The organism is Corynebacterium sp. HMSC070H05, assembly GCF_001837615.1.
GTDB classification, from domain to species: Bacteria; Actinomycetota; Actinomycetes; order Mycobacteriales; family Mycobacteriaceae; genus Corynebacterium; species Corynebacterium coyleae.
In genome coordinates this window covers 15,010-41,292 of the sequence record NZ_KV833285.1, presented here as the reverse complement: position 1 = coordinate 41,292, position 26,283 = coordinate 15,010, and the positions used below count along the sequence as shown (strand labels likewise).

General features: G+C 64.1%; 24 protein-coding genes. 15 read left to right on the top strand and 9 right to left on the bottom strand.

Translation table 11 applies throughout. From position 1 onward, the window contains the following. Nucleotides 1-133: 133 nt before the first annotated feature. Nucleotides 134-1,015 carry a hypothetical protein gene (locus tag HMPREF2617_RS02225; protein WP_168168322.1) on the top strand — a complete coding sequence of 294 codons (882 nt, stop codon included), beginning with the start codon at nt 134-136 and terminating at the stop codon, nt 1,013-1,015. A 74-nt stretch (nt 1,016-1,089) separates the two neighbouring features. Continuing rightward, a complete protein-coding gene (locus HMPREF2617_RS02220; protein WP_070839565.1) occupies nt 1,090-1,551 on the top strand; it encodes a hypothetical protein in 462 nt (153 codons plus the stop codon). Here the strand turns inward: HMPREF2617_RS02220 and HMPREF2617_RS02215 are convergent. The 3 genes from HMPREF2617_RS02215 to serS are packed head-to-tail and all read right to left on the bottom strand — an operon-like array spanning nt 1,548 to nt 4,467. Further along, a complete protein-coding gene (locus tag HMPREF2617_RS02215; protein WP_070839562.1) occupies nt 1,548-2,387 on the bottom strand; it encodes a Cof-type HAD-IIB family hydrolase in 840 nt (279 codons plus the stop codon). The genes HMPREF2617_RS02220 and HMPREF2617_RS02215 overlap by 4 nt on opposite strands. Continuing rightward, the gene (locus HMPREF2617_RS02210) at nt 2,384-3,214 is read right to left on the bottom strand and encodes a lysophospholipid acyltransferase family protein (RefSeq protein ID WP_070839560.1); all 831 of its coding nucleotides are present in this window, start codon (nt 3,212-3,214) and stop codon (nt 2,384-2,386) included. The genes HMPREF2617_RS02215 and HMPREF2617_RS02210 overlap by 4 nt, the downstream gene beginning before the upstream one ends. Next, nucleotides 3,214-4,467, bottom strand: a complete 1,254-nt coding sequence (gene serS, locus HMPREF2617_RS02205) for a serine--tRNA ligase (protein WP_070839557.1) — start codon at nt 4,465-4,467, stop codon at nt 3,214-3,216. Before serS ends, HMPREF2617_RS02210 begins: the two co-directional genes overlap by 1 nt. 80 nt (nt 4,468-4,547) lie before the next feature. Between serS and HMPREF2617_RS02200 the strand changes: the two genes are divergently transcribed. From HMPREF2617_RS02200 to HMPREF2617_RS02190, 3 genes are read left to right on the top strand one after another with little or no spacing between them, the layout of a single operon-like run. Continuing rightward, complete coding sequence (locus HMPREF2617_RS02200) at nt 4,548-5,276, top strand: GntR family transcriptional regulator (protein WP_070483168.1); 729 nt, start codon at nt 4,548-4,550, stop codon at nt 5,274-5,276. Nucleotides 5,277-5,285: 9 nt separating this feature from the next. Beyond that, nucleotides 5,286-6,413 (top strand): septum formation family protein, encoded by a 1,128-nt coding sequence (locus HMPREF2617_RS02195; protein ID WP_070839555.1) that lies wholly within the window; start codon nt 5,286-5,288, stop codon nt 6,411-6,413. A 2-nt stretch (nt 6,414-6,415) separates the two neighbouring features. Further along, on the top strand, nt 6,416-6,763 hold the full coding sequence (locus HMPREF2617_RS02190; RefSeq protein WP_070568884.1) for a metallopeptidase family protein: 348 nt from the start codon (nt 6,416-6,418) through the stop codon (nt 6,761-6,763). Here HMPREF2617_RS02190 and pheA read toward each other — a convergent pair. Further along, complete coding sequence (pheA, locus tag HMPREF2617_RS02185; RefSeq protein WP_070839552.1) at nt 6,760-7,584, bottom strand: prephenate dehydratase; 825 nt, start codon at nt 7,582-7,584, stop codon at nt 6,760-6,762. The genes HMPREF2617_RS02190 and pheA overlap by 4 nt on opposite strands. Next, a complete protein-coding gene (locus HMPREF2617_RS02180) occupies nt 7,581-8,507 on the bottom strand; it encodes a DUF2891 family protein (protein ID WP_070839549.1) in 927 nt (308 codons plus the stop codon). Before HMPREF2617_RS02180 ends, pheA begins: the two co-directional genes overlap by 4 nt. 17 nt (nt 8,508-8,524) lie before the next feature. Between HMPREF2617_RS02180 and HMPREF2617_RS02175 the strand changes: the two genes are divergently transcribed. Together HMPREF2617_RS02175 and HMPREF2617_RS02165 are read left to right on the top strand one after the other, a co-directional pair. Beyond that, entirely contained in the window at nt 8,525-9,232 is a 708-nt protein-coding gene (locus tag HMPREF2617_RS02175) for a CPBP family intramembrane glutamic endopeptidase (RefSeq protein ID WP_070839546.1), read from the top strand. A 31-nt stretch (nt 9,233-9,263) separates the two neighbouring features. Next, nucleotides 9,264-10,592, top strand: a complete 1,329-nt coding sequence (locus tag HMPREF2617_RS02165) for an LCP family protein (RefSeq protein WP_083323165.1) — start codon at nt 9,264-9,266, stop codon at nt 10,590-10,592. 333 nt (nt 10,593-10,925) lie between these two features. Here the strand turns inward: HMPREF2617_RS02165 and HMPREF2617_RS02160 are convergent, their stop codons facing one another. Then, nucleotides 10,926-12,509, bottom strand: a complete 1,584-nt coding sequence (locus tag HMPREF2617_RS02160) for an alanine/glycine:cation symporter family protein (RefSeq protein ID WP_083323164.1) — start codon at nt 12,507-12,509, stop codon at nt 10,926-10,928. A gap of 187 nt (nt 12,510-12,696) precedes the next feature. Between HMPREF2617_RS02160 and HMPREF2617_RS02155 the strand changes: the two genes are divergently transcribed. Further along, nucleotides 12,697-14,139 (top strand): YjiH family protein, encoded by a 1,443-nt coding sequence (locus tag HMPREF2617_RS02155; protein WP_083323163.1) that lies wholly within the window; start codon nt 12,697-12,699, stop codon nt 14,137-14,139. Nucleotides 14,140-14,150: 11 nt separating this feature from the next. On the opposite strand, the gene hutG is transcribed toward HMPREF2617_RS02155, so the two are convergent. After that, the gene (hutG, locus tag HMPREF2617_RS02150) at nt 14,151-15,104 is read right to left on the bottom strand and encodes a formimidoylglutamase (protein ID WP_070483180.1); all 954 of its coding nucleotides are present in this window, start codon (nt 15,102-15,104) and stop codon (nt 14,151-14,153) included. Nucleotides 15,105-15,141: 37 nt separating this feature from the next. Here hutG and HMPREF2617_RS02145 point away from each other — a divergent pair, with 37 nt between their 5' ends. From HMPREF2617_RS02145 to hutI, 7 genes are all read left to right on the top strand, one after another. Continuing rightward, on the top strand, nt 15,142-15,876 hold the full coding sequence (locus tag HMPREF2617_RS02145) for an IclR family transcriptional regulator (RefSeq protein ID WP_070839540.1): 735 nt from the start codon (nt 15,142-15,144) through the stop codon (nt 15,874-15,876). A gap of 32 nt (nt 15,877-15,908) precedes the next feature. Further along, entirely contained in the window at nt 15,909-17,456 is a 1,548-nt protein-coding gene (gene hutH / locus HMPREF2617_RS02140) for a histidine ammonia-lyase (protein ID WP_070615634.1), read from the top strand. A 176-nt stretch (nt 17,457-17,632) separates the two neighbouring features. After that, on the top strand, nt 17,633-18,799 hold the full coding sequence (locus HMPREF2617_RS02135; protein ID WP_070422648.1) for an acyl-CoA dehydrogenase family protein: 1,167 nt from the start codon (nt 17,633-17,635) through the stop codon (nt 18,797-18,799). Nucleotides 18,800-18,819: 20 nt separating this feature from the next. Then, the gene (locus tag HMPREF2617_RS02130) at nt 18,820-19,956 is read left to right on the top strand and encodes a CaiB/BaiF CoA transferase family protein (protein ID WP_070839538.1); all 1,137 of its coding nucleotides are present in this window, start codon (nt 18,820-18,822) and stop codon (nt 19,954-19,956) included. A gap of 21 nt (nt 19,957-19,977) precedes the next feature. Further along, entirely contained in the window at nt 19,978-21,375 is a 1,398-nt protein-coding gene (locus tag HMPREF2617_RS02125; RefSeq protein ID WP_141760970.1) for a YjiH family protein, read from the top strand. A 158-nt stretch (nt 21,376-21,533) separates the two neighbouring features. Then, nucleotides 21,534-23,225: a urocanate hydratase gene (gene hutU / locus HMPREF2617_RS02120; RefSeq protein WP_083323162.1), complete on the top strand. Its 1,692-nt coding sequence runs from the start codon at nt 21,534-21,536 to the stop codon at nt 23,223-23,225. Between the two features lie 92 nt (nt 23,226-23,317). Beyond that, nucleotides 23,318-24,511, top strand: coding sequence for an imidazolonepropionase (gene hutI / locus HMPREF2617_RS02115; protein ID WP_070839535.1), 1,194 nt, complete (start codon nt 23,318-23,320; stop codon nt 24,509-24,511). On the opposite strand, the gene HMPREF2617_RS02110 is transcribed toward hutI, so the two are convergent. Next, on the bottom strand, nt 24,512-25,435 hold the full coding sequence (locus HMPREF2617_RS02110) for a DUF5926 family protein (RefSeq protein ID WP_070453414.1): 924 nt from the start codon (nt 25,433-25,435) through the stop codon (nt 24,512-24,514). A 43-nt stretch (nt 25,436-25,478) separates the two neighbouring features. Next, a complete protein-coding gene (locus HMPREF2617_RS02105; RefSeq protein WP_070839532.1) occupies nt 25,479-26,234 on the bottom strand; it encodes a glycerophosphodiester phosphodiesterase in 756 nt (251 codons plus the stop codon). Nucleotides 26,235-26,283 lie beyond the last annotated feature (49 nt).

Here is a 26,283-nt window from a genome sequence, read left to right as displayed (position 1 = left end):
TCCATGTCCAAAAAGTCATGAGACATGACAGAGCCGAACTAGACGATCAGCGCGCCCCGGTTCCCTCAAAATGCACAATATATTGCGCAAAGACCCCCTTTACAGCGCAGCAGTCGGGTGCAATATTGCCTACATGGGGGATTTACAGAAGAAACGCGAAGCAGAACTCGAACTCATTCAAGACGTCGCAGCAAAGTCCAGATCTGCAGTAATCACAGGTCCAGCCGCGGCCAGGTGGCTAGGACTCTCGACATACAACTGGGTCACCACAGTCGACCTCGCACTACCAGGAGAAACGAGGCCGTGGAAGCGCGGCGATGCCCATCGCATCTACAGAAGTGGAATCCTCACCGACCAGGAGTACCTCGTACACAAGGGGGTTCGCACTGCGACGGCGATCAGGGCGATGTTCGACTCGTTCAGGTACCACGGGCGCACCGAGGCGCTGGTACAGATCGAGTCGGCGAGGTGGAAGCACCGCCACCTGACCACGGAATACCTGCTGGATAAAACGGAAACGCTGCCGAAAGCACGCGGAATCGCGGGGTTCCGAAAACTCATCGAACACGCGACGGATACGTCAGCGAGTGCGTTGGAGACGATTGTGCGCGACGCAATCCTGCGTGCGATCGCAGACGGAACGCTTACCGGGGTGGTCACGCTCGAGTTCCAGGTTGGCCTGCAGATCCGGGAACGTGACGGCCGCCCGATGATGGCCTGGGCGGACATACTGATCAACGGGTTTCTCGTTGTGGAGGCAGACGGTCTCGAGAAGACGAGCGGGGTAATGGGAGATGCAGCGAGCATGCTTCGCGACGAACGCGAGCGCGAAACCCAGCTTCAAAACCAGGGCGCAGTTGTCAGGCGGGTGAGGTGGGACCGTGCAACGTCCACTGAGTTCATCGCGTCGCTGCAGACTGTGATCGACAGCAGCCCCGGCGTGAGGGAGTTACCGAATCGGGTGGACGTGAACTATCGCGACTGGTTGGAGGAGTTAGAACAACGCGCGGCATAATCTGCTCGTGCTCAAACCGCGCACGCCACCGCCTATGTATGCTCTACGTCACACTCATAACCTAGGAGGACACTATGTGGTTTGACGGATATCTACGGCAATTCGGAAACCGGCTGGAGGACTTCCTTTCAGTAGCAGTCCCCGAAGCGCTCGCAGAATTGACGCCTTCCCAACGGGAGCAAGTTACCAATGGCGTAGACGAGTTTCCCTTTGAAATCGTGCTCGAAATTCTCAACGCTAAACACAGCCATGAAGACACCGTCTCCCGCATCCTGGCCATAACCGGAACATGGATGAATGCCGCATCAGGGAGCCAGTGGACTGTTGGTCCTCTCAGCAGCACTGCTTACTCTGAGCGAGTAGGTGTAGGTGTTAGGTGGGGCGAGCTCGCAATTTCACCGTTGTTAGGTATCTCGGAGAACCTTGTCGATACATTTCCCACCTGGCCGGGCGTACTCATGGAATTTGCTCGCATGCAAGAGGACGATCGCGACTATTTCCGCCAGAGAATGCAGGAAATCCTCGAAGAGACCTAGTACCAGCGCTCGAGGACTGCGGCGACGCCGTGTTCGTCGTTGGTGGCGGTGACGTGGTCGGCGGCGTCTTTGAGTTCGGGTTTGGCGTTAGCCATGGCCACGCCGGTGCCCGCCCACTGGATCATCTCCAGGTCGTTGGGCATGTCGCCGAACGCGATTGTCTCGGCGGAGGTGAGGCCGTAGCGGTCGGCGAGGTATTGGGCGCCGGTGGCTTTGTTGGCGCCGGGTCGCGAGATTTCGATGAGGCCTTCGTCCATGGAGTAGGTGACGTGGGCGACGGTGTCGTCGATAAGCGGTGCGATGATGTCGTACATCTCGGCGGAGGTCATGTCGGGGCAGCGGACCAGCAGTTTCGCGGCGGGCACTTCGATGAGCGTTTGCTTATCGACGACACCAAACCGACTATCCCACGCATCCGGGTTGTACTCCGGCGTGATCAGGAAGCATTCGTCCTCCGGGTCGAGGGCCGACGAACCGACGCGTTCGACGCCGTAGCCGTGGTAAACGCCGGCAAGCGCCCGTTCGACGTCGTGGAGGATTTCGCCCATGGTGTCGGGGCTGAGTTCGTGGGCGTGGAGGACGCGGTCCTCGGTGGGGTCGTAGACCACGGCACCGTTGGCGCACACGCACACGGGTGCCACCGGGAGCTGCTCGAGCACCGGGATGAGCCAGCGGTGGGGACGGCCGGTGGCCAGGCCGAAGTGAGCGCCGCTGGAAATCGCACGGGACACCACGTTACGCAGGCGCGGGGTGACGCGACCGGCGGAGGTGATGAAGGTGCCGTCAATGTCAGAGATGATCAGGCGGGGTGCGGTGTCCGGCAGCGAGGTGGTCATGGTTTCCGGCCCTTCTTCGCGGCTTTCTCGGCGCGTTCTTCGGCGTGGATCCGGTCGGCCTCCTCAATGGTGGGTGCGGTGCCGCCGAGGGCGGCGGGCAGCCAGGGCTCACCTGTGCCGGGGCCGGCGAGTGCGGTGTATTCGGTGCGGGATTCGTCGAGAAGCAATTGCATCTGGCGTTTGAGTTCCGCGGTGTCGGCCTCGGCGTCCCCGGTGAGTTCGACGGGTGCGCCGTAGCGGACGATGACCGGCACATTGCGGAAGTGTTTCGGCAGGTCCTTGGTCCAAATGCGTTGGGATCCCCAGATCACACACGGGATGAGCGGCACACCGGCTTGATGGGCGATGCGTGCGGCGCCGGTTTTGAAACTGGCAAGTTCGAACGAGCGGGAGATGGTCGCTTCCGGGAAGATGCCCACCAGGTTGCCGCTGCGAAGTCGCTCCACGGCGGGCGCGATGGCGGTGCTGCCATGGGCGCGGTTGACCGGCACGTGATGCATCTTGCGCAGCAGACGCCCGAGGACGGGTACGTCGAAGACTTCCTGTTTGGCCATGAAGCGCACGAGGCGCTCGCCGCGCAGGTAGGGGCCGGTGCCCATGAGGATGAAGTCGGCGTAGCCGGTGTGGTTACCGGCGATGAGCGCGCCGCCCTCGGTGGGGATATGTTCCGCACCGATGACGGTGACGTCGATGTTCAACGCCCGCATCGCGCGCCGCAGCGTACCCACGAGGCCCTGGTAGAACCGCTCCACCGCCTCGATGCGGTGGGCAGGAGTTTCGGTAAAGCGGTGCGGGACGTTGAATCCGCGGTAGGCGCGCAGTTTCATTAGGGCGTGAGCACTTCCTTGCCCACCCACGGACGCAGCGCCTCAGGCACGCGCACGGAACCGTCGGCCTGCTGGTTGTTCTCCAGGATGGCGACGAGCCAGCGGGTGGTGGCCAGGGTGCCGTTGAGGGTTGCGGCGATCTGGGTCTTGCCGTCGGCATCGCGGTAGCGCGTCTGCAGACGACGAGCCTGGAAGGTGGTGCAGTTCGAGGTAGACGTCAGTTCGCGGTAGGTGTTTTGCGACGGCACCCACGCCTCCGTGTCGTACTTACGAGCTGCCGAGGAGCCCAGGTCGCCGGCGGCGACGTCGATGATGCGGTACGGCACCTCAACGGCGGCAAGCATGTCGCGCTCCAGGCCAAGGAGCTTCTGGTGCATCTCCTCTGCGTCTTCCGGCTTGCAGTACGCAAACATTTCGAGTTTGTCGAACTGGTGGACGCGCAGAATGCCCTTCGTGTCCTTGCCGTAGGAGCCGGCCTCGCGGCGGAAGCAGGAGGACCAGCCGGCGTAGAGCAGCGGGCCATCGGACAGGTCGATGATCTCGTCCTGGTGCAGGCCGGCAAGCGCGACCTCGGAGGTGCCGACGAGGTACATGTCGTCGCGCTCCAGGTAGTAAATCTCCTCGTCGTGCGCGTCGAGGAAGCCCGTGCCCTGCATGATGTCGGGGCGTACCAGCACCGGCGGGATCATGAGCTTGAAGCCAGCTTCGCGGGCCTTCTGCGCGGCGAGCATGAGCATGCCCAGCTGCATCCAGGCGCCGTCGCCGGTGAGGTAGTAGAAGCGCGCGCCGCCAACCTTGGTGCCGCGCTTCATATCGATCAGCCCAAGTGGCTCAGCAAGGTCCAGGTGGTCCTTGACCTCAAAGTCGAACTCGGGGACCTCGCCGACGTGCTCGAGCACCACGAAGTCCTCTTCGCCGCCAGCCGGGGCGCCCTCGATGACGTTGGCGATGGAGTACTGCAGCTTCTCCAGCTTCTCCTGCGCCTCGGCTTCCGCTGCCTCAGCTTCCTTCACGCGGGCCTTCAACTCGTTAGAGCCCTCCAGCAGCGCCGGGCGGTCCTCCGGGGCGGCCTGGCCAATCTTTTTACCGAACGCTTTCTGCTCGGCGCGCAGCTCATCCGCTGCTTGGATCGCAGAGCGTCGGGCTTCGTCGGCGGCCAGGAGCTCGTCGACAAGCGCTGGGTCCTCTCCGCGAGCTCGCTGGGACTCACGGACTGCCTCGGGGTTTTCGCGCACACGCTTCAGATCAATCACAGTTGCATACCTTACCTTGTCCGCCGACGCGCGTACGCCGATCCGCAATCCGGTCATAACCAGTGCGCTATGGTGGCCTTATGCCCACCCGGATCACAGACGGCCCCGTGCCCAAGCATGAGCAGCTGCGCGCGATTATCGACGAACTGATCTCCACCGAGCTCTCCCCCGGCGACCCCCTGCCTGGCGAGCGGGCATTAGAAGAGGCCTACGGCGTATCCCGCATCACGGTGCGCCGCGCGATCGGGGATCTTGTGTCCGCTGGACGTTTGCGCAGGGTACGCGGCAAAGGCACGTTTGTGGCGCCTGCCCCGCTGGTGAGCCGCCTGCACCTGGCGAGTTTTTCGGACGAGATGCGGGCGCAGCGGGTGGAGGCGTCGTCGAGAATCTTGCTCTCTGAGCGCACCACCCCGCCGGACGCGGTGGCGACGTTCTTCGGCACCCCGCCGACCACTGAGCACATCCGCCTGCGGCGCTTAAGGCTTGGCGACGGCGAACCGTACGCCGTCGACGACGCCTGGTACAACTCCATCCTTGTGCCTGACCTGCTGGAAAACGATGTCTACCACTCCGTTTACACCCTGCTGGAGAACGAATACGGGCTGGGCATCACAGAAGCGGAGCAGACCGTCACCGCCGTCACGGCCGGCCCCGACAACGCACCGCTTCTCGACGTCACCCCGGACACCGCCCTGCTCCACATCCTGCGCTACGCCCGCAGTGGCGGCAGCAACGTGGAGTATTGCTCCTCGGTGTACCGCACGGACCGCTACCGGCTGACTACACGGGTCGCCCGCGAAGTGGAATAATGGTGCGCCATGGCTTCGAAACAGACCGCGCTGCGCGCCTTTCTCATCGCCACTCTGGCGGGCACGGTGGGCGCTGGCACCTACGGACTGACCGCCGATAGTTCCGGCTCCGCGAACCCGGCGGGCGGCTCGTCTACCTCGAGTTCTGTTGCGGAGGCGGCGTCGTTCACCACCGCCGACGCCGGCTCGTGTTTGACGTGGCAGGTCGCCGAAGACGGCACCCATACCAACTTTGAGCAGGCGGATTGCGCCGGCGAGCACCGCTTCGAGGTTGCCGCGCGCGAGGACCTGGCCACCTACCCCACCTCCGAGTTCGGGCCCGAGGCGCCGCTGCCAAACCAGACCCGCCAGGCCCAACTGCGCGAGGAGCTCTGCGGCGCGGCGACCCTGCGCTACCTGGACGGCAAGTACGACCCGAACGGGCGTTACTCCATCGCTCCGATCCTGCCGCCAGCCGACGCCTGGCAAAACGGGGACCGCACCATGCTGTGCGGCCTGCAAGAAACCGACAGCAACGGCGAGCCGGTGCTCACCTCCGGCAAGGTTGCGGACGCGGACCAGGCCCGCGTGTTTGAGGCCGGCGAGTGCGTGGCCATCGACGCCGCCAACTCCCTGTCGGTGGTGCCATGCGACAAGCCGCACCAGTTGGAGATCACCAGCCGCGTCAACCTGGCGAAGCACTTCGCGGACCACACCCCGTCCGTCGAGGAGCAGGACAAGTACCTCGGCGACGTGTGCACTCAGGCCGCGCAGGATTACCTGGGCAGCGAGGAGGCGCTCTACCAGATCGCGCTGCGCCCCTTCTGGACCTCGCAGACCCCGGCCGCCTGGGAGGGCGGTTCCCGCAGCGCCAATTGTGCGTTGATGTTCTCGCGCCCGGAGGGCCAGTTTGCCAACCTCACCGGCTCTGCAACGCAGGGTCGCGAGCATTTGCGTATCGACGACGCCCCGCCACCCGAACGCCCCGAACGACGCCCGTTGCGCTCTGAGCAGCAGGCGAACCAGTCGCAGGCTCCAGCCCCTGAGGCTCCAGCCCCGGCTCCGGGTGCCGAGGCGCCTGCGCCGGAAGCGCCTGCCCCCGAAGCGCCTGCGCCCGAAGCGCCTGCGCCTGCACCTGAGGCTCCGGTGCAGTTCTGATGATGGCCCCGGTCAGCGACGAACTGTTCGAGGAGATGATCAACGACGCGTTGGACACCATCCCGGACCGCTTCGCCGAACACATGCAGAACATGGTGATTTTGGCCCGCGACTTCAACCCCGACGACCCAACACTGCTCGGGCTTTTCGAGGGCGTGCCGCTGACCGAGCAGCACTCCAACCATTCCGGGTTCCTTCCCGATGCGGTGTTCATCTACAAAAACGCACTCGAAGCCATCTGCGCTGACGAGGAGCAGTTGCGCCACGAGGTGAAGGTGACTGTCCTGCACGAGGTCGGCCACTACTTCGGGCTAGAGGAACACGAGCTGCACGCCCTCGGCTGGGGTTAGGCCTTCGGCCAGCTCCCGAGCATGCGTATCTGCGTCGCCTGCTCCCCCACGGCGGCAATCGCCTGGGCGATGGGGTCGTCGTCAATGTGGCCCACAAGGTCGACGAAGAAGTTGTACGTGTTGGGCTCTTTGCGGGTCGGGCGCGACTCGATGCGCGACATGTCCACCCCGCGCACCGCGAATTCCTGCAGCGCGCCGACCAGCGTGCCGGGCTTGTTGGGGGTGCGGAAGACGATGGCGGTGCGGTCGTTGCCTGTTGCGGCAGGTACCTTGCCTTGCTTACCGACGAGCACAAACCGCGTCCGCGCCGTCTCCATATCCGCCACCCCACGAGCGTGAACGTCCAGGCCCAACAGGTCCGCGGCGCGCTCGGGCGCGGCCGCCACGTCCGCTTTACCGTCGGCCACCATCTTCGCCGCGGCCGCGTTCGAGGACGCCGGGACGAACTCCACGCCCGGCGCGTGCTCACCAACCCAACGTTTGACCTGGCTGTACGCCACCGGGTGGGTGGTCAGGCGGCGGGCGCTGTCAAGGGTTTCGCCCGCGCGGGTCATGATGGCGAACGCGATGGACAATTCCGTCTCGGCGTAGATCTGCACGCCGGGGGTGTCCACGAGCGCGTCGGCGGTGGTGGTCACCGCGCCGTCGACGGAGTTCTCAATCGCGCACACCGCCCAATCGGTCTTGCCTTCCGCGACCGCTTTGAGCGCCGCCGCAGGCGAGTCGACCGGGACGAACTCGGCTTGGCCTGTGGAGTCGAAGCGGCGCGCCGCCTCCTCGGTGAAGGTGCCCTCGGGTCCGAGATACGCAATTCGTGTCATTTCTTCTCCTGTGCTGTTTCTTCAGCGAGTAGCGCGTAGGTGATCAGCCAGTGTGTGGCCATGAAGTTGGTGCCGGTGAGGTGGGGCACGGTGGCGTCGATAAGCATTTGCGTGCCCTCTGGCCTACCGATGACCCGCAGCAACCACGCCCGCATCAACATCAACCCGAGCAGATGGGCCTGCTGGCCGTCCTCGGGGTCGTTGACATGGATCTGGGTGGCGTAGAACTCCAGCGCGCCCGGGGTGAAGAAGCCGTCCAGCCAGGCGGGGAAATCCTCGCCGAGCACGCGCTGCATCAGGGCCGCCTGCGCCAGCCCGTTGGGGACGAAGTCGTGGCCGGACAGTTCCCAGGTGTGCGGGTAGGCGTGGTCGGTTTCGAACCAGGTGCGGGCGGTGTCGTCGCAAAGCAAGCGGAGCTTGTGGAGGCCGAGCGCGTCGGCGGCGTCGATGATCAGTAGCAGGGCGAGTGCGGAGTTGCTGTGCACGCCGTGGCGCACCGGCAACTGCTGCGTGCCCAGCCACGCGGTGATGTTCTCCTCCAGTTGGCGGGCCAGCGGCGCCATCGCGGCCTCCCATGGGGTGCCGAGCGTGACCTTGCACAACTGCAGCGCCCACGCCCAGCCATACGGCCGCTCGTACAGCGGGTGCTCGCGCAGGTAGGCGGCCTCGGCGGCGATGTTGTCGGCGGTCAGGCGCTGGTTGAGCAGGGCGGTGAGCGAGGGGTCGTCGACAAGCTTGTGCAACTTCACCCCGCTGGCCAGCATGTGCACGCACGAATGCCAGTCGAAAGACCCCCAAAACGCCGGGTGCAGGCGGCGCGGGGTGACATCCGTGTCGGCCGGCCCGAGGCTCGCGTGGTGCATCGCCGCCGGATACTCCCGGCCGACGACCTCGACGACAGTGCGCGCCCACATTTCGTGCATGGCGCTAAAGTTACCGCATGCAACGGCGCCTGAAGATAGAGATCCTGCTGGTCCTCGCCGTCACATTCGGCACCGCGGGCCTGCGCGCAGCCCTGCGCCTGATCGACTCGCTGCTCAAAGCCCCGCTCAACCAACAAACCACCACAATTTACGACGCCACCTCCACCATCCCGTGGCTCGACCTCGCCCTCCAGGCATGCTCGGCGCTGACCCTGTTCGCGTGGGGTGGACTCGCATGGTTTCTTCTCGACGACCGAACGCACCCACCGCGCCTACCTCGCCTCCCCGACCTCGCCCGCGGCGCCGGATTCGCAGCCCTGATCGGCCTGCCCGGGCTCGCGTTTTACGTCGCCGCCGTACACCTCGGCCTGTCCAAAGTTGTCGTACCGACCACCGAAGCCGTGCAGGTCCCGACCTCCCTGCTGTGGTCGTTGGCCAACGACTTCGGCGAAGAAATCGTCGTGGTGATGTACCTGGTCACCCGCCTGCGCCAACTCGGGTGGAAGCCCTGGCAGTTCATCGCCGCCTCAGCCGTACTGCGCGGGTCCTACCACCTGTATCAGGGCATCTCGGCGGGCCTGGGCAACATCGTCATGGGCGTGGTGTTCGCCTGGTACTTCCACAAAACCGGGCGCATCTGGCCGCTGATCATCGCCCACTTCCTCATCGACACCGTGGCGTTTATCGCCTACCCGCTCCTCGACCTGTCGTGGCTCGGAATCTAACCACACGCGTCACACTGGTTACACTGTTTTTATGTCAACGACGCCCCACTCCAACGACCCCCGCGACAACGCGGGCGAGTTCGTCCTGGGCAAAGACGGAAAACCCCTCGTCGACCGCTACGGCCGGCCCATCCGTCGCCGGCCCTCGCAGTCTGCGCGGCCTGCGGATTCCCGTGCTGAGCGGCCCGCACGGCCCGCCGAGCGACCCCCGCGCCGCGAAGAGTGGCGCCGGGAAGAGCGCCGCGTCGAACCCGGCCACACCGTGTACGAGTCTCGTCCCACCTACGAGCCGCGCCGCGCACCCCAGTACCCTCCGCGCGAAGCTTCACGGCCGGTGCAGTACCGGCCCGGACAGCGCCCAGCGCAGGGCCAGTACAGGCCCGCGCAGCGTCAGGCACCCCGTGATGAACGGCCGATGCCGCTGCAGGTGTCGAAGAGGAGGGAGAGGTCGGCGGGGCGTCGTCGTCAAGCAAAACGCCCTGGATGCGGCAGCATCATCGCCCTCATCGTCGTGATCGCGCTCGCGTCCGTCCTCCTTACCGACGCCCGCCTCAACCGCGTCGCCGCACTCCCCGACGAACAAATCGGCAATACAGCCGGCACCAACTGGCTCCTCGTCGGCTCCGACTCACGCACGGGCCTGAGCGAACAGGACGTCGAACGACTCGGTACCGGCGGTGACATCGGCTCCACACGTACCGACACCATCATGCTGCTCCACCTGCCGCTGCGCGGCAAAGCAACCCTGATGTCTATCCCGCGCGACTCCTACCTGCCAGTTCCCGGATACGGCTACGACAAGATCAACGCCGCGTTCGCCCTCGGCGGGCCCGAACTTCTGGTGCAGACCGTGGAGCAAAACACCGGGCTACACATCGACCGCTACGCTGAAATCGGTATGGGCGGCATCGCCGGAGTTGTCGACGCCGTCGGAGGCGTGGAAATCTGCGTCGCCGAACCTATCGACGACCCCCTCGCCAACCTGTTCGTCGAGCCCGGCTGCCAAGAGATGGACGGCCCCACCGCACTCGGCTACGTACGCACCCGCGCCACCGCCCAAGGCGACCTGGACCGCGTCGTCCGCCAACGCGAATTCCTCAGCGCATTGACCTCACGAGTGTTCTCACCTGCGGTGTTCCTCAACCCGTTCCGTGTTGGACGCCTGCTATGGGTCGCGCCAACCCTGCTCACCGTCGGTTCCGGCGACCACGTTTGGAACCTCGCCCGCATCGCCTTCGCTATGCGCGGCGGCCTTGACACCGAGACCGTGCCCATCGGCGGCTTCGACGACACCGAAGTGGGCAACGTGGTGCTCTGGGACGACGAGGCAGCCGAAGCCCTGTTCGCCCGGCTGCGGTAGCGGCTGGTTGGCGGCCGGTTGGCGGGTGGGCCGGCTGCGCCTCCTTTCCCCCGCCCCCGCCCCTCCCACACATGGTGAGAACACAACGGTGAAGACGCGTAAAAACTCGCAAGCTCTCCGTTGCGTTCTCACCATCTGTGGTGGTGGGGTCGGTGGGGGCGGCGTCGCAAAGCTAAACGGCGCCTCCTACACGGTGCATTTCGTCGAAAATCAGCGAAATGAGCTGTGTTGGATGTACCGTTTGGGGCCAGCACCCAACCGAACCACCCCGCCACGCACGAAAAAGCCGGCCACCGGGCGCAAACCCGGGGACCGGCTTAGAGCAGTAAGCGCTTACTGCTCGTCTGGTCGCACGACCGTCGAGCCAGAGCCAGCACCAGCAGCACCTGCGGTGCCTTCAACGCCTGGCCACTTGCCGGCGGCGATGAGCTCGTTTTTGCGCTCGATCCAGAAGTCAGCGTTCTTGATGCCGAGTGCTTCGGGGTCGAAGTGCGGGTCGATACCGGCCTTCTTCTGGCGGCGGTAGTCCCACAGGCACTTGAGGGCCGGGACCTGCAGGAAGAGGATGGCGACGATGTTGAGCCATGCGGTTGCGCCCACGCCGATGTCGCCGAGTGCCCACGCGTTGCCCGGGGTAGTGGTTGCGCCGATGAACACCGCAGCGATGATCAGGACGCGTAGGCCCCAGATGATGGCCTTGCGGGCGCCTTCGTTCTTTACCCAGCGGTTGAGGTAGACGGAGTTGGTTTCTGCCATGTAGTAGTACGCCAGCACGGTGGTGAAGGCGAAGAACATGATGGCCAGCGCGATGAAGGATGGGCCGAGGCCGGCGGAGAAGGAGTTCAGGCCTTCTTGGACGAAGCCGGGGCCGACGGGCACGCCGTCGGGAAGCGAGCCGTCGTAGACTACGGCGCCGTCTTCGGACTGGCCTTCGAACACCTTGTACATGTCGGTGGAGATGATGATGAAGGCGGTTGCGGAGCAGACGAAGAGGGTGTCGATGTAGACGGCGAATGCCTGGACGAAGCCCTGCTTGGCCGGGTGGGAGACTTCGGCGGCTGCTGCGGACTGCGGGCCGGTGCCCTGGCCTGCTTCGTTGGAGTAGATGCCGCGTTTGACGCCCCACATGATGGCTGCGCCGAGCATGCCGGAGAATGCTGCTTCCTTGTCAAAGGCGGAGCGGAAGATGATGCCGAAGACTTCGGGGATGTCGGAGGCGTTGGCGAAGAGGACGACGATGGCGATGATGATGTAGATGGCGGCCATGAACGGGACGACCATGGATGCGAAGTTCGCGATGCGCTTCACGCCGCCGATGATGATGAAGGCGAGGAGGATCGCCATGACGGCTGCGGAGATCTTGACGTCGATGCCCCATGCGTTGTCCACGGCTGCGGCTACGCCGTTGGCCTGGATGCCGGGGAGGAAGTAGGAGGTTGCCAGCAGCATGCAGATTGCGAAGATGATGGCGTAGACCAGCATGAATGGTGCGGCGGTGGTGTGCTTGTAGGCCTTTTCGATGTAGTAGGCCGGGCCACCACGGTATTCGCCGGTGTCGCGGTCGGTTTCCTTGTAGATCTGGGCGAGGCAGCACTCGATGAACGAGGTTGCGGAGCCGAGTAGGGCGACGAGCCACATCCAGAAGACTGCGCCGGGGCCACCGAAGGCGATGGCGGTGGCGACGCCGGCGATGTTGCCGACGCCGACACGGCCGGCCAGGGAGATCATCAGGGATTGGAACGAGGAGATGCCTTCCTCGGACTTTTCGCCGGATTTCAGTTGGCGGATCATGTCCGGCAGGCAACGGATCTGCAGGAACAGGGTGACGAGTGTGAAGTATGCGCCTGCGCCGAGGCACAGGAATACCAACCAGTTGGACCAAATGAGGCCATTGAGGGTGTCGATGAACCCTTCCATGGCGCCCTCCTTTTGTTTGTGTGCTGGGGTTTTCTTGAACGTCGTTTCAAGTAACTAGAGAATCTAGACCATCACTTTGTGCCGTGTGTCACTTTTTGTGTAAAAATTATTCTTCGGCACCAAAAATATTCGGCCCCAATTGTTGGGCAGACGTTGCGGACGCCGCTGCAGTATTGAAAGGATGTTTATGGAACCCGCTGGTAAGCGCACGAATCGCTTGCGTAAGTACTCGCCTGCTTGGCCGGTCAAAGATTTGCCCGCAAGTTCGCATGTGCTTGACGACGACTCCACGCCCCCGGCTGATACCAATCCCGACATCACCCCCGATGCGGATGTGAAGCCGAAGGCGGCGTGGCGTTTCTTTGTCTACAGCGCCATCGGTATCTTCGCGTTCTTCGTGCCGTTTTCGGTGAATGGTTCGAAGTCGACGATTTTGTTGGATCACATCGTCACGTGGATCACGACGACCCTCGGCGAGGGCACCCGTTTCCTGGCGCTGGCGGCGATCATCGCTGGCACGATCTACCAGTTCGTCTCCGGTCGCTGGAAAGAGGACTACGCACGCATGGCGTTTGCGGCACTGTCTGTTTTGGCGATTGTGCTGTGCGCGATGCTGACGTTTGGGTTCGGCCCGGAGTGGCTGTTCAACCCGGACATTGGCCCGTTCATCCTGGATAAGTTGGTGATCTCGGTCGGCCTGCTGATTCCGGTCGGCGCGATCTTCTTGGGTTTGCTGGTGGGCTTTGGCCTGATGGAGTTCATTGGCGTGATGGTGCAGCCGATCATGCGCCCGGTGTTCCGCACTCCGGGCAAGTCTGCGGTGGATGCGGTGGCGTCATTCCTTGGTTCCTACTCGCTGGGCCTGTTGATCACGGATCGTATGTATAAGAACGGCAGCTATAACGGGCGTGAGGCGTCGATTGTTGCTGCAGGTTTTTCTACGGTGTCGGCCACGTTTATGGTGATCGTCGCTAAGACGCTCGACATCATGGAGCACTGGATCGCGTACTTCTTTATCGCCTTCATCATCACGTTTATCGTGACGGCGATTACGGTGCGCATCCCTCCGATTTCGCGCATTCCGGAGGATTATTACCCGGGGGCGACGCCGCATCCGGAGAAGGAGATCACCGGTAACCGTTTCAAGGCGGCGTGGCGTGAGGCGAAGATTGAGCTCAACCGTGCGGATTCGCTGGGCAAGGTGTTGTGGTCGAATTTCCGCGACGGTTTGGTCATGGCGGTGCAGGTCACGCCGGGCATCATGTCGGTTGGCGTGATTGGCTTGGTGCTGGCGACGTACACCCCGGTGTTCAAGGCCGTTGGCGTGGTGTTCTACCCGGTGGTGTGGTTGCTGCGCCTGCCGGATCCGTGGGCAACCTCGGGTGCGCTGGCGACCGGCTTGGCGGAGATGTTCCTGCCGGCCACGCTGACGGCGGGTTCGGATGACATGGTGTTGAAGTTCACCATTGCTGTGGTGTGCGTGAGCCAGATTTTCTTCTTCTCGGCGATGGTGCCGGCGGTGTTGGCGACGGACATTCCGCTGAACATCGTGAAGATGGTCATCATTTGGTTCATCCGCGTGGTGCTCACCGTGATCATTACGGTGCCCGTCGCCTACCTGCTGTTCTAAGGGGCTTTTGCTTAGCGACGACGCCCTGCCGTCGCCGTTACCGCATCGTCGATAAGCCGTGCTGCGGCTTTGGCGGTGCGGTTATCTACGTCGAAATCGGGGTTGAGTTCGACAACATCCAGCAGCGCGACGCGGCCGGTGGCGGCGACGGCGGAGACCATGGCGCGCAGTTTCGCGTAGTCCACGCCGAAGCCCGCGGGGGCGGACACACCCGGCGCGACGGCGGCGGGAAGGACGTCGAGGTCGATGGAGAGGTGGATCGGCAGGTCGCCGTCGACGGAGGCGAGGGCGCGGTAGACGGCTTCGCGCATCGACATTTCAGCAAGTTCGGTGTCCAGCACGGTGGTCACACCGAGGTCGTCGGCGGTGTCGAAGAGCACCTTGGTGTTGTTGGGCTGGGAGATGCCGAAGACGGAGTAGTCGAAGTCGCTGCCCGCTAGGTCGGCGATCTGGCGGAAGGGTGTGCCGGAGGTGGGTCGGCTGGCGGTGCGCAGGTCGAAGTGGGCGTCGAAGTTGATGATGTGCATCGGGCCGATGGCCTCGTAGGCGCCGCGGTGGGTGGCAAAGGAGGTTTCGTGTCCGCCGCCAAGCACGACGGTCATGCCGTCTGCGCCTTGCGCGGTGACGAGGTCATACACCTTGTCGGAAAGGGTCCGTTGCGCGGTTTCGAGGTCGTCGTTTTGGGTGGTGACGGTGCCGGCGTCGATAAGCGTGCGCTCGTCGTGAATAGCGAGGGAGCCGAGTGCGGCGCGCAACGCGTCGGGGCCCTGGGCGGCGCCTTGGCGGCCGCCGTTGCGCTCAACGCCTTCGTCGGAGGCAAAGCCGATGAGGTGCACGGCTCCTTCGTGCGGTTCGGCGTTGGTGGAGACCTCGCTGTGCCAGCGGGCGTGCTCGGCGCCGGGGCCGTCGTCGCGGCCGGTCCAGTCGGGTGCGGGTGCGAAAAGTGGTGCTGTGACTGTATTCATGCCACACGAGCCTAGCGTCGGGGCATACTGAGAGGCGATGAATAAGCCCCAGGTTCCCGCTGCGCACAATGTGCTGCGCATCCTGTCGCTGCTGTCCACTACAGATGCGCCGATTTCTGCGACCCGTATTCAACGCGAGTTGGAGCTGCCCCGTTCGACGACGTACCACTTGCTGCGCGAGTTGGAGGATTCTGGCTTTGTAGTGCACCTGAAAAACCCGGGCACGTACGGGTTGGGGTTGGCGGCGTATCGCATGTCGCAGGCGTACACCACGCAGCAGCCGTTGGTGCGGCTCGCGGCGAAGCCTCTCGCCCGTATTGCTGCGCTTGCTGGGGGTTCGGCTCACCTGACGCGCCTGGCCGGGTCGGAGATTGTGTACCTGCACGAGGTGCGTGCGCCGGGGGCGGTGTCGTTGGTGACGGAGGTTGGTGTGCGTTTGCCAGCGTTGGCTACGGCGTCGGGTCGCATCATGCTTGCGTATTTGCCGGATGCGGAGTTGCGCGCGGTGTTCACGTCCTCCGGCGAGCGCCGTAGGTACAGCGAGGTCAAAGCGCAGCTTATCGACGTCCGCGAGCACGGCTGGGAAGGCGAATGCGAGGAAGTCTCGCGCGGGCAGGAGTCCGTGGCGGTTGCGGTGTTGGACCATCTGGAGCGACCGGCGGCGGCGCTTGCGGCGACGTTCCCGGTGGGAAGCACCGATAAGCAGGCACTTTTGGGGGCTTTGGAGGATGCCTCGGCACGCTTGCGCACGCAGTTTTTTGGTAATCGTTGAGCACTACACCGGTGTGATCTAGCATCGCACGCATGACAACTATTACCCCCGTCACAGTAGGCATCGGCGCGCTGTCCGTTGAGGACGTCGTCGCCGTCGCGCGCTACGGCGCAAACGTTGAGATCGATCCGGCGGCGCTCGAGGAAATCGCCGCTACCCGTGAGCGCATCGAGGAGCTCGCTGCGGACCCGACCCCGGTCTACGGCGTCTCCACTGGCTTTGGCGCCCTGGCCACGAAGCACATCCCGGAAGATATGCGCGCGCAGCTGCAGGTATCGCTGGTGCGCTCCCACGCCGCGGGCTCCGGCCCGGAGGTGGAAAAAGAAGTCATTCGCGCGCTGATGCTGCTGCGCCTGTCCACGCTGTGCACGGGCCGCACGGGTGTGCGCCCGGTGGTGGCGGAGACCTACGCCGCCGCGCTGAACGCTGGGATCACGCCGGTGGTGCGCGAGTTCGGTTCGCTGGGCTGCTCCGGCGACCTGGCGCCGCTGGCCCACTGCGCCCTGGCCCTGCTGGGCGAGGGCGAGGTCCGCGTCAAGGGTGGCGAAATCGTTCCGGCCGCTGACGCCCTTGCCCAGGCCGGCATCGAGCCGTTGGTTCTGCGCGAAAAGGAAGGCTTGGCGCTGATCAACGGCACCGATGGCATGCTCGGCATGCTGTGCCTGGCCATCGCGGACCTGCGCGAGGCGGCCAAGGTTTCGGACATCGCAACCGCGATGAGCGTGGAGGGTCTCAACGGCACGCTGTCTGTTTTCGACGACGACCTGCAGCAGCTGCGCCCACACCCGGGCCAGGCGGATGCCGCGTACAACATCCGCACCATTGCGGCAGATTCGCCGATTCTGACAGCTGCGCTCGAGGGCTTCAAGGCTAACGACGTGCAGGATGCGTACTCGATCCGTTGCACCCCGCAGGTCGCCGGCGGTTTCCGCGACACACTGACGTACGTGACCACGGTGGCGGACCGCGAGCTCGCCGCCGCGAACGACAACCCGGTGGTGGCCAAGGACGGCCGTGTCGCCTCGAACGGCAACTTCCATGGCGCACCAGTGGCGTACGTGTTGGACTTTTTGGCGATTGTGGTGGCAGATTTGGCGTCGATTAGCGAGCGCCGCACGGACCGCTTCCTCGACCCGGCGCGCAACCGCGGCCTCAACGCATTCCTCGCGGGCGACCCGGGCGTGGATTCCGGCCACATGATCGCCCAGTACACGCAGGCAGGCATTGTCGGCGAGCTCAAGCGCAACGCGGTGCCGGCGTCTGCGGATTCGATCCCGTCGTCCGCGATGCAGGAGGACCACGTTTCCATGGGCTGGTCGGCGGGCCGCAAGCTGCGCCGCAGCATCGATGGCCTGCAGCGCGTGCTTGCAGTGGAGATCCTCACCGCCGCGCGTGCGCTGGACATGCGCGAGGGTGAGCCGTCCGTCGGCACCGGTGCAGCTCTGGCCACGCTGCGTAAGCATGTGGAGGGCCCGGGCACCGATCGTTTCCTGGCCCCGGAGATTGAGCATTCCGTGCATTTGGTCAAGGGCGGCGATTACGTCACGGCCGTTGAGGCGGTTGTGGGCACACTTCGCTAAACCGCACTACTCAACGGGCGGCGCCGCAGCATCGGCGCCGCCCGTTTTCTATTACGCATCACCAATAGTCTGGGAACCCAGACAACTGGCGACACTGCCCCCTTTGTTACCACGGGAAACTCCATACACTGTCGCCTACATCATTAACCCCCGCAGATTGTGATTGGAGTCTCATCATGGCTGGCCGGTACCCGAATGGCGATTTCTACGACTTTGAAAGCGAACTGTCCACGGAGGAAAAGGACATCCTCTACAACGTCCGCGATTGGGCAAAGGAGAAGGTGCTTCCGATCGCGGTGGACTACTGGAACCGTTCGGAGTTCCCGCACGAGCTGCTGCCGTCGATAGGCGAGCTCAACATCATCAGCCTCGTGCGCGGCCAGGGTCGCTCCCGCCTACTCGCAGGCCTCGTCGCGGCGGAGATTCACCGCGCGGACGGTTCCGTAGGCACGTTTTTCTCCGGCCAGGACGGCCTGTTCACCGGCAGCATCGAGCTGCTCGGCTCCGAGGAGCAGAAGGAGCGCTGGCTGCCGGACCTCTACGCCGTGCGCAAGACTGGCGTGCTTGCGATCACGGAGCCGGAGGCCGGCTCCGACGTCGCCCAGGGCATGCGCACCACCGCCACCAAGGTGGATGGCGGCTGGATCCTCAACGGCGCGAAGCGCTGGATCGGCAACGCCACCTTCTCCGACTACGTCGCCGTCTACGCCCGCGACCCGGAGGATGAGCAGGTCAAGGGCTTCATCGTGGACACCACGTCCGAGGGCTACACGGCCACACTGATGGAAAACCGCATTGCCATCCGCGCGGTGCAAAACGCCGACATCACCCTGGACAACGTGTTTGTTCCGGACAGCGACAAGCTCGAGGGGGCGAACTCGTTCAAGGACATCAACAAGGTGTTCAAGAGTGCACGCTCCACGGTGGGTTGGCAGGCCGTCGGTACGCAGATGGGCGCGCTCGACGTGGCACTCGGCTACGCGGATGAGCGCATCCAGTTTGGCAAGAAGATCTCCTCGTTCCAGCTCAACCAGAACAAGCTGGCCACCATGCAGGGCAACCTCGTTGCCTCCGAGTCGATGATGGCCCAGTTGGCCCGCATGGAGGACCGCGGTTCCGCGAACAACGAGCAATCCGCGCTGGCCAAGGCGTTCACCTCGAAGCTAATGCGCGAGACGGTCGCGCTCGGCCGCGAGATCCTCGGCGGCAACGGCCTGATCTCGGATTACCGCATGGCGAAGATCTTCAACGACGCCGAGGCCATCTACTCCTACGAGGGCACCTACGACATCAACCAGCTCATCGTCGGTCGTTCCATCACGGGCGAATCGGCCTTCGTCTAGTCCACGCAGGAGGCAACACTATGAATGCACCACTCTCTGGAATCCGTGTCCTCGACCTTTCCCGCGTGCTCGCGGGACCGTTCTGCTCCATGATCTTGGCGGACCTCGGTGCTGAGGTGATCAAGGTGGAGTCGCCGTGGGGTGACGATTCGCGTCAGTTCGGCCCGTTCGTCGACGGCACGTCCGCCTACTACCGCCTGTTCAACCGCTCGAAGATGGGCATCACGCTGGACTTCAAGAACGACGACGACAAGGAAGTGTTGCGTGATCTGGTCCGCCGCGCTGATGTGGTCGTCGAAAATTTCCGCCCTGGTGTGCTTGAGAAGCTCGGCCTTGCGCCGAAGGATTTGCTGGAGATCAACCCGCGCCTCGTGGTCACGAGTATCTCCGGCTTCGGCCAGACGGGCTCGCTTGCCAAGGAACCGGCGTACGACCTGGTTGCGCAGGCGATGAGTGGCCTGATGTCGATTACGGGTTGGCCGAACAGCAAGCCGACGCGCGTGGGCATCTCGCTGGGTGATCTCATCCCGGGCCTCTACGCCGCGATCGGCACGGTTTCGGCGCTCTACCAGCGCGAATCCAGCGGTACCGGCCAGCATTTGGATCTCGCGATGTACGACTCGCTCATCTCCGTCATGGAGTCCGTGGGCATGCGCGCGCTTTACGACGACACCCCACCCACCCGCATCGGCAACGACCACGGCCTATCAGCGCCGTTTTCCACCTACGCCACGAAGGACGGCGACGTGGTCATCGCGATCACCACGAATCGCCTGTTCGAGCGCCTTTCCAACGCGCTTGGCATGCCGGAGTTGGCAACCGACCATCGCTTCGCGGAACCGGAGGCCCGCTCCGAAAACCGCGTTGCGCTGCGCGAACTGATCGAAGAAGCGCTAAGCACGAAGACACGCTCGGAGACCATCGCCCTGTTTGAAGAGCATGGCGTGCCCACCGCCCGCGTGTACGACCTGGACGAGGCGCTGCGTAGCCCGTTCGCCCAGGAGCGTGGCGTGGTGGTTGAAGAAACGGATGGGTTCCGCACCCTCGCCTCCCCACTCAAACTCGCCGGCATGGAAAAGCCGACGCCGGCGCCGGAGTTGGGGCAAGACAACGAACGTATCCAGTCCTGGTTGAGCGAAGATCCGCGCACCACCTGAGTTCCGTAAAGGAGCAGCACCATGGATAAAACGCAGACCCCACGTCGTGGTGGCAGCACCCGTTGGATTCCGGGCGACAATATTGCCGCCGTCCCGTCCCTTCCGCCCGAGCATGAGGTAGACAGCGCAGAGCCGAAGAACAAGTGGAGGTTTTTCCTCTACAGCGCGATCGGTTCCTTTGCGTTTTTCGTCCCGTTTACTGTCGGGGAGAAGAACACGATTCTGTTGGACCACATTGTGGGCTGGCTCCAGTCCTCACTTGCCGGCGCCCTGCCGTACATCACCCTGGTGATGATCACCGCCGGCGCCGTCTACCAATTCGCCACCGGTAAGTGGCGCGAGGATAAAGCGCGTGCCGTGTTCGCGTTCCTCTCCGCGTTGGCGGTGGTGTTGTGCGCGATGCTCGTGTTCAACTTCGGCCCCGCATTTCTTTTCGACGAACGCCTCGGCCCCTTCATCCTGAACAAACTCGTCATCCCCGTCGGCCTGCTTATCCCAGTGGGTGCCGTATTTTTGGGTTTGCTGGTTGGCTTCGGCCTGATGGAATTCATCGGTGTGATGGTGCAGCGGTTCATGCGGCCGGTGTATCGCACCCCGGGTAAGTCGGCCGTTGACGCAGTGGCGTCGTTTTTGGGGTCATACTCGCTGGGCCTTTTGATTACCAACCGCGTCTACCGCACCGGCGGCTATACGGCGCGCGAAGCGTCGATCATCGCGGCTGGGTTCTCCACCGCATCGGCGACGTTCATGGTGGTTGTGGCGCGAACGCTGGACCTGATGGAGATCTGGGGCGTGTACTTCGCGGTCACCCTCATCGTGTGTTTCCTGGTCACCGTGGTCATCGTCCGCATCCCGCCGCTGAGCACGATCCCGGACGACTACTACCCCGGTGCCACCCCGCAGCCGGAAGAGCGCGTGGAGGGCAACCTGATTGCTGCCGCATGGAAGGAAGCGAAGGCGTTCTTGGCGCAGGCGGAGTCGCTGCCGAAGACCATTTGGCGCAACTTCAAAGACGGCGTGATCATGACCATCCAGGTCATCCCGGGCATCATGGCTGTTGGCATCATCGGCTTGGCGCTGGCGTTCTACACCCCGGCATTCAAGATTCTGGGCGCGCTGTTCTACCCGCTCGCGTGGGTGTTCCAGTTGCCGGATCCGTGGCTCGCGTCCGAGGCGTTTGCCATCGGCCTCTCCGAGCTGTTCCTGCCGGCAACGTTGGCGGCTGGCAACGAGTCTGACGTACTGCGCTTCACCGTTGGTGTGGTCTCCATCAGCCAGGTGTTCTTCTTCTCCTCGATGATCCCGGCGGTGCTGGCCACGGACATCCCGTTGAAGATCAGCCACATGGTGATCATCTGGTTCCAGCGCGTGGTGCTGTCCATCATCCTGACGGTGCCGATTGCGTACCTGATCTTCTAACCCCCACTGCCCGGTCTGTCTCGTATCCGAGACAAACCGGGCAAAAACTGTATTCCAGCAACCACATTGCTCCCTTATCCTCAATGTAACGCGGGTTACATTCCTGTCGGATTGTGGTCCTGCATCACGAAACTCAATGAGCCGTAGAAAGGATTCCCATGGCGAAGAACTGGTCCGAAGGTGCACGCGAGGTCCGCTCCCCGCGAGGCACCGAGATCACTGCAAAGTCCTGGCAGACCGAGGCCCCGCTGCGCATGCTGCAGAACAACCTTGATCCGGAGGTTGCGGAGCGCCCCGATGATCTCGTCGTCTACGGCGGCACCGGTCGTGCGGCACGTAGTTGGGAGGCCTTTGACGCGATCGTCGATACGCTGAAGGACCTCGAGTCCGACGAGACGCTGCTGGTCCAGTCTGGCAAGCCGGTCGGTGTATGGAAGACCAACGAGTGGGCGCCGCGCGTGCTCATCGCCAACTCCAACCTGGTGGGCGACTGGGCGAACTGGGAGCATTTCCGCGAGCTCGAGGACGAGGGCCTGATGATGTACGGCCAGATGACGGCCGGTTCCTGGATCTACATCGCAACCCAGGGCATCCTGCAGGGCACCTACGAAACCTTCGCGGCTGTGGCGAAGAAGCGTTTCAACGGCACGCTCGCCGGCACCCTGACCCTGACCGGCGGCTGCGGCGGCATGGGTGGCGCACAGCCGCTGTCCGTCACCCTCAACGGTGGTGCCTGCCTCATCGTCGATGTTGACGAGGGCCGCCTGAAGCGTCGCCAGGGCAAGCGCTACCTCGACGAGGTCACCACCGACCTCGAGGAAGCGATCAAGCTGGTCACCGACGCGAAGAACGAGAAGCGCGCCCTGTCCGTGGGCCTCGTCGGCAACGCATCCGAGGTCTTCCCGGAGATGCTGCGCCGCCAGCGTGCGGGCGAGTTCACCGTGGACATCGTCACCGACCAGACCTCCGCACACGACCCGCTGTCCTACCTGCCGAGCGAGATCCCGTTCGCCGACTGGCACACCGAGGCAGACGCCGACCCGACCACCTTTACCAAGAAGGCCCGCGAAGCCATGGCCGCACAGGTCCAGGCAATGGTCGAGTTCCAGGACGAGGGCGCCGAGGTGTTCGACTACGGCAACTCCATCCGCGACGAGGCCCGCAAGGCCGGCTACTCCCGCGCGTTTGAGTTCCCGGGCTTCGTCCCGGCCTACATCCGCCCGCTGTTCTGCGAGGGCCTTGGCCCGTTCCGCTGGGTTGCACTTTCCGGCGACCCGGAGGACATCAAGGTCACCGACCAGGCCATCAAGGAGGCTTTCCCGGACAACGAGCACCTGCACCGCTGGCTCGATGCGGCCGAGGAGTACGTGGAGTTCGAGGGCCTGCCGGCACGTATTTGCTGGCTGGGCTACGGCGAGCGTGCCAAGGCCGGCGTGATCTTCAACAACCTGGTCAAGGAAGGCAAGGTCAAGGCACCGATCGTCATCGGCCGTGACCACCTGGACTCCGGCTCCGTGGCGTCTCCGTACCGCGAGACCGAGTCCATGCTTGACGGCACCGACGCTGTGGCTGACTGGCCGCTGCTCAACGCCATGACCGCTGTGTCCGGCGGTGCGACCTGGGTGTCCATCCACCACGGTGGCGGCGTGGGCATGGGTCGTTCCATCCACACCGGCCAGGTCACGGTGGCTGACGGCACCGAGCTCGCCGAGGCGAAGCTCAAGGCTGTGCTCACCAACGATCCGGGTATGGGCGTCATCCGCCACGTGGATGCCGGTTACTCCCGCGCCAACGAGGTCGCGCAGGAGCGCGGCGTGCGCATCCCGATGAAGTTCCAGGCACGCGACTAATCACGCGCCGTAGAGCGCTGACGTTTCCCCCACGGGCGCGTCAGCGCTTTTCGTTACCCTGGGCCCCACGAAGCCCCCGAAGAAAGGCACCCATGAGCACCTTTATTACTGGCATTTCCGAGCTGCGCACGGTCTCCGAGCTCGGCACCATTAAGAACGCAGCATTGCTTATCGACGACGACGTGATCGCCTGGGTCGGCCCCGCCGACGAAGCCCCCGCAGAGGCGAAAAACGCTGCCGAAACCGTCGACGTTGGCGGCCGCGCAGTCCTACCCGGCTGGGTGGATTCCCACTCCCACATGGTCTTCGACGGCAACCGCGCCGAAGAGTTCGAGGCCCGCATGGCCGGCGAGTCCTACGCCGCCGGCGGCATCGCCGTGACCATGGAGGCAACCCGCTCCGCAGGTGAGGAGCGCCTGGATAAGTTGGTGGCGGAGCGCGTCGCCGCAGGTCATGCGGGCGGCACCACCACGTTTGAGACCAAGACCGGCTACGGCCTGAACGTTGAGTCCGAGGCGGAAGCGGCTCGCGTTGCTGCCCGCCACGTGGATGAGGTGACGTTCCTCGGCGCACACCTGGTCCCGCCAGGGGCGGACGCTGACGAATACATCGACGAGGTCGTCGGCCCGATGCTGGATGCGGTGAAGGACCACGTGCAGTGGATCGACGTGTTCTGCGAGCGCGGAGCGTTTAACGAGGAGCAGTCCCGCCGCGTCCTCGAGGCCGGCAAAAAGGTTGGCCTGGGTGTGCGCGTGCACGGCAACCAGCTTGGGCAGGGCCCGGGCGTGAAGCTTGCGGTGGAGATGGGCGCGGCCAGCGTGGACCACGTCAACTACCTCTCTGATGAGGACTTCGAGCTGCTGGCCGGTTCGGACACCGTAGCCACGCTGCTGCCTGCCTGCGATCTGTCCACCCGCGAGGATCTTGCACCGGGGCGCAAACTTATCGACGCCGGCGCCACCGTCGCCATCGCATCCAACCTTAACCCGGGTACGTCGTTTACGTCCTCGATGAACTTCTGCGTGACCACCGCGGTGCTGCAGCAGCACCTCACCCTCGACGAGGCGATCGAGGCCGCCACCACCGGCGGCGCGAAGGCGCTGCGTCGCCACAACGTCGGCGACGGCAAGGACCCGCAGGGCCGCCCGGCCAAGGGCACGCTGGTGCCCGGCGCGGCCGCCGACCTGCACATCCTGGATGCAGAAAACGCCATCAACCTGGCCTACCGCCCAGGCATGGCGATTACGTGGCAGACCTGGGTGGCAGGCAAGAAGGTCTACGGCTAGCTAGATGGTCACCTGACGGGACTTAATGTTGTCCAGTTGTTTGCGCTCGTCTGCAGATAATGCAGCGTCGTTGGCGTACTCGGCGGTGATCTTCTTATCCAGTTCCGCCAGCGCCGCCTCGTAGGAGTCGGCCGCCACGGACGGGTCGAGGTCGAACACCGGAACAACCAGGCCGTGGGTGCGGAATGCGCCGGCGAACTTGGTGTCCTCGCCCAGGTTCAGCTCGCCACGTGCCGCGATGCGTGCCAGTGCGGACAGCATCTGCGCCTCGTTATCTTCGGTGCGCACCCAGCGGATGTGTGCCTTGCCGCCGCCCGGGTTAACCCACCAGATTGCGCCCGGCAGGTTCTCGCCGATCTTCTCAGACGGCAGGACGGCGTCGTTGGCCTGGCGCAGCGCCTGCTGGATCTGCGGCGGGACCGAAGCCCCCTCCGGGAACCACCAGGAGAAGTCCTGGTAGGTGGTGATGTCCAGGGTGGCGTCGTCGCTAAGAAGCTCCGACAGCTCCGGCTGCGAACCGTCGGCGACGGTGGACTGCAGCGTCTCGCCCGGCTTCGCATTCACAACCCAGTTCAGGGCGTACGCGAGGTCGCGGCCCGGGTTCTGGGAGTGGGAGGTGACCTGAAGCGCGACGAAACGCTCGCCGCCCTGGTCCTCCTCGCGCACGAGCGCAGCTCCCGCGCCCGGCAGGACGGTCACGATGTTGACCGGGGTGCCCTTCACATCCACCGTGGTCACGGCAGAGGGGACGAACTCCTGCAGCGCAACCAGGTCGGCTTCTGCTGCCAGACCGCCGTACGGGCGGGGGTCCTTCTGGAACTTCTCGCGCTCAGCGGCGCGGGCTGCGAGTTTTGCCTCGCGGCGCGACATGCCCTCGGGCAGGTCTGCGCGGTTCTTCTTTTTCTTCGGTTTGCGTTGCACCATGCGCGCAATCGTACCGGCGTGCACGACACCGGCGGGCAACAAGCTAGTCAGACACAACAGCGGTGTGGTTGCCAAAGATCTCCAGGGCAAGATCGGGAAGGTCCGTTGCCATCACATCCACGCCCTTGTCAGCGCACCACTGCATACCGCGAGGCGTGTTTACGGTCCAGGTGTACGTCTTCAAACCGCGGTATCCCAGCAGTTCCGTGCGCAGCTGCAGGTGCTGCAGCGCGGGGCCCACGCCGTACGGGCGGGAGAACATGCGGTTCTTCTTGTTCCACTTCATCTCGCGCACGCGGAACAGGTAGAAGGTTTCCAGTTCGGGTGCCATGTCGGTGAAGTAGCGCACCGCGCGGTGGGAGAAGGACGCGAGGTGGATGTTCGGGGAGTCGTCGAGACGCGCGTACCTGAGCATGCGGAAGGTCTGTTCGTCCACCTCAGGCCCGTGCGGGGTGGGGTGTTTGGTCTCTATGTAAATGTGTTTGTCGGGGTAATCCTGCATGAGTTCGAGCAGTTCTTCCAGCAGCATGATCCGCTGCGGGTCCTCTTTGGTGCCGACGTTCAGTTCGCGCAGGTCGTTGTAGTCGTTGAAGTCGATGCGCCCCGGCACGCCCGCAGTGCGGATCAGGGTGGGGTCGTGGAAGACGACAACTCTCCCGTCACGGGTGAGCCGTACATCGCATTCGATGCCGTGGATTGGAAGTTCGAGCGCCTTTTCAAACGCGCGTTGTGTAAGTTCTGGGTGGGCTCCGGAAAATCCCCGGTGGGCGACGATTTTTGGTGTGGTGTTGTGGCTCACGGCCCACAGGCTACTCGCCCTTGTGCCCGCCCGCGAGTGTAAGAAGTTT

What these genes read in the sequence shown, in the direction of transcription:
- HMPREF2617_RS02195 (WP_070839555.1), top strand. Translation starts at nt 5,286, where the DNA reads ATGGCTTCGAAACAGACCGCGCTGCGCGCCTTTCTCATCGCCACTCTG.
- pheA (WP_070839552.1), bottom strand. Translation starts at nt 7,584, where the DNA reads ATGACACGAATTGCGTATCTCGGACCCGAGGGCACCTTCACCGAGGAG.
- hutH (WP_070615634.1), top strand. Translation starts at nt 15,909, where the DNA reads ATGACAACTATTACCCCCGTCACAGTAGGCATCGGCGCGCTGTCCGTT.
- hutU (WP_083323162.1), top strand. Translation starts at nt 21,534, where the DNA reads ATGGCGAAGAACTGGTCCGAAGGTGCACGCGAGGTCCGCTCCCCGCGA.
- HMPREF2617_RS02135 (WP_070422648.1), top strand. Translation starts at nt 17,633, where the DNA reads ATGGCTGGCCGGTACCCGAATGGCGATTTCTACGACTTTGAAAGCGAA.
- HMPREF2617_RS02225 (WP_168168322.1), top strand. Translation starts at nt 134, where the DNA reads ATGGGGGATTTACAGAAGAAACGCGAAGCAGAACTCGAACTCATTCAA.
- HMPREF2617_RS02200 (WP_070483168.1), top strand. Translation starts at nt 4,548, where the DNA reads ATGCCCACCCGGATCACAGACGGCCCCGTGCCCAAGCATGAGCAGCTG.
- HMPREF2617_RS02215 (WP_070839562.1), bottom strand. Translation starts at nt 2,387, where the DNA reads ATGACCACCTCGCTGCCGGACACCGCACCCCGCCTGATCATCTCTGAC.
- HMPREF2617_RS02125 (WP_141760970.1), top strand. Translation starts at nt 19,978, where the DNA reads ATGGATAAAACGCAGACCCCACGTCGTGGTGGCAGCACCCGTTGGATT.
- HMPREF2617_RS02180 (WP_070839549.1), bottom strand. Translation starts at nt 8,507, where the DNA reads ATGCACGAAATGTGGGCGCGCACTGTCGTCGAGGTCGTCGGCCGGGAG.
- HMPREF2617_RS02130 (WP_070839538.1), top strand. Translation starts at nt 18,820, where the DNA reads ATGAATGCACCACTCTCTGGAATCCGTGTCCTCGACCTTTCCCGCGTG.
- HMPREF2617_RS02190 (WP_070568884.1), top strand. Translation starts at nt 6,416, where the DNA reads ATGGCCCCGGTCAGCGACGAACTGTTCGAGGAGATGATCAACGACGCG.
- HMPREF2617_RS02175 (WP_070839546.1), top strand. Translation starts at nt 8,525, where the DNA reads ATGCAACGGCGCCTGAAGATAGAGATCCTGCTGGTCCTCGCCGTCACA.
- HMPREF2617_RS02160 (WP_083323164.1), bottom strand. Translation starts at nt 12,509, where the DNA reads ATGGAAGGGTTCATCGACACCCTCAATGGCCTCATTTGGTCCAACTGG.
- HMPREF2617_RS02155 (WP_083323163.1), top strand. Translation starts at nt 12,697, where the DNA reads ATGGAACCCGCTGGTAAGCGCACGAATCGCTTGCGTAAGTACTCGCCT.
- HMPREF2617_RS02165 (WP_083323165.1), top strand. Translation starts at nt 9,264, where the DNA reads ATGTCAACGACGCCCCACTCCAACGACCCCCGCGACAACGCGGGCGAG.
- HMPREF2617_RS02145 (WP_070839540.1), top strand. Translation starts at nt 15,142, where the DNA reads ATGAATAAGCCCCAGGTTCCCGCTGCGCACAATGTGCTGCGCATCCTG.
- HMPREF2617_RS02210 (WP_070839560.1), bottom strand. Translation starts at nt 3,214, where the DNA reads ATGAAACTGCGCGCCTACCGCGGATTCAACGTCCCGCACCGCTTTACC.
- hutG (WP_070483180.1), bottom strand. Translation starts at nt 15,104, where the DNA reads ATGAATACAGTCACAGCACCACTTTTCGCACCCGCACCCGACTGGACC.
- HMPREF2617_RS02110 (WP_070453414.1), bottom strand. Translation starts at nt 25,435, where the DNA reads ATGGTGCAACGCAAACCGAAGAAAAAGAAGAACCGCGCAGACCTGCCC.
- hutI (WP_070839535.1), top strand. Translation starts at nt 23,318, where the DNA reads ATGAGCACCTTTATTACTGGCATTTCCGAGCTGCGCACGGTCTCCGAG.
- HMPREF2617_RS02220 (WP_070839565.1), top strand. Translation starts at nt 1,090, where the DNA reads ATGTGGTTTGACGGATATCTACGGCAATTCGGAAACCGGCTGGAGGAC.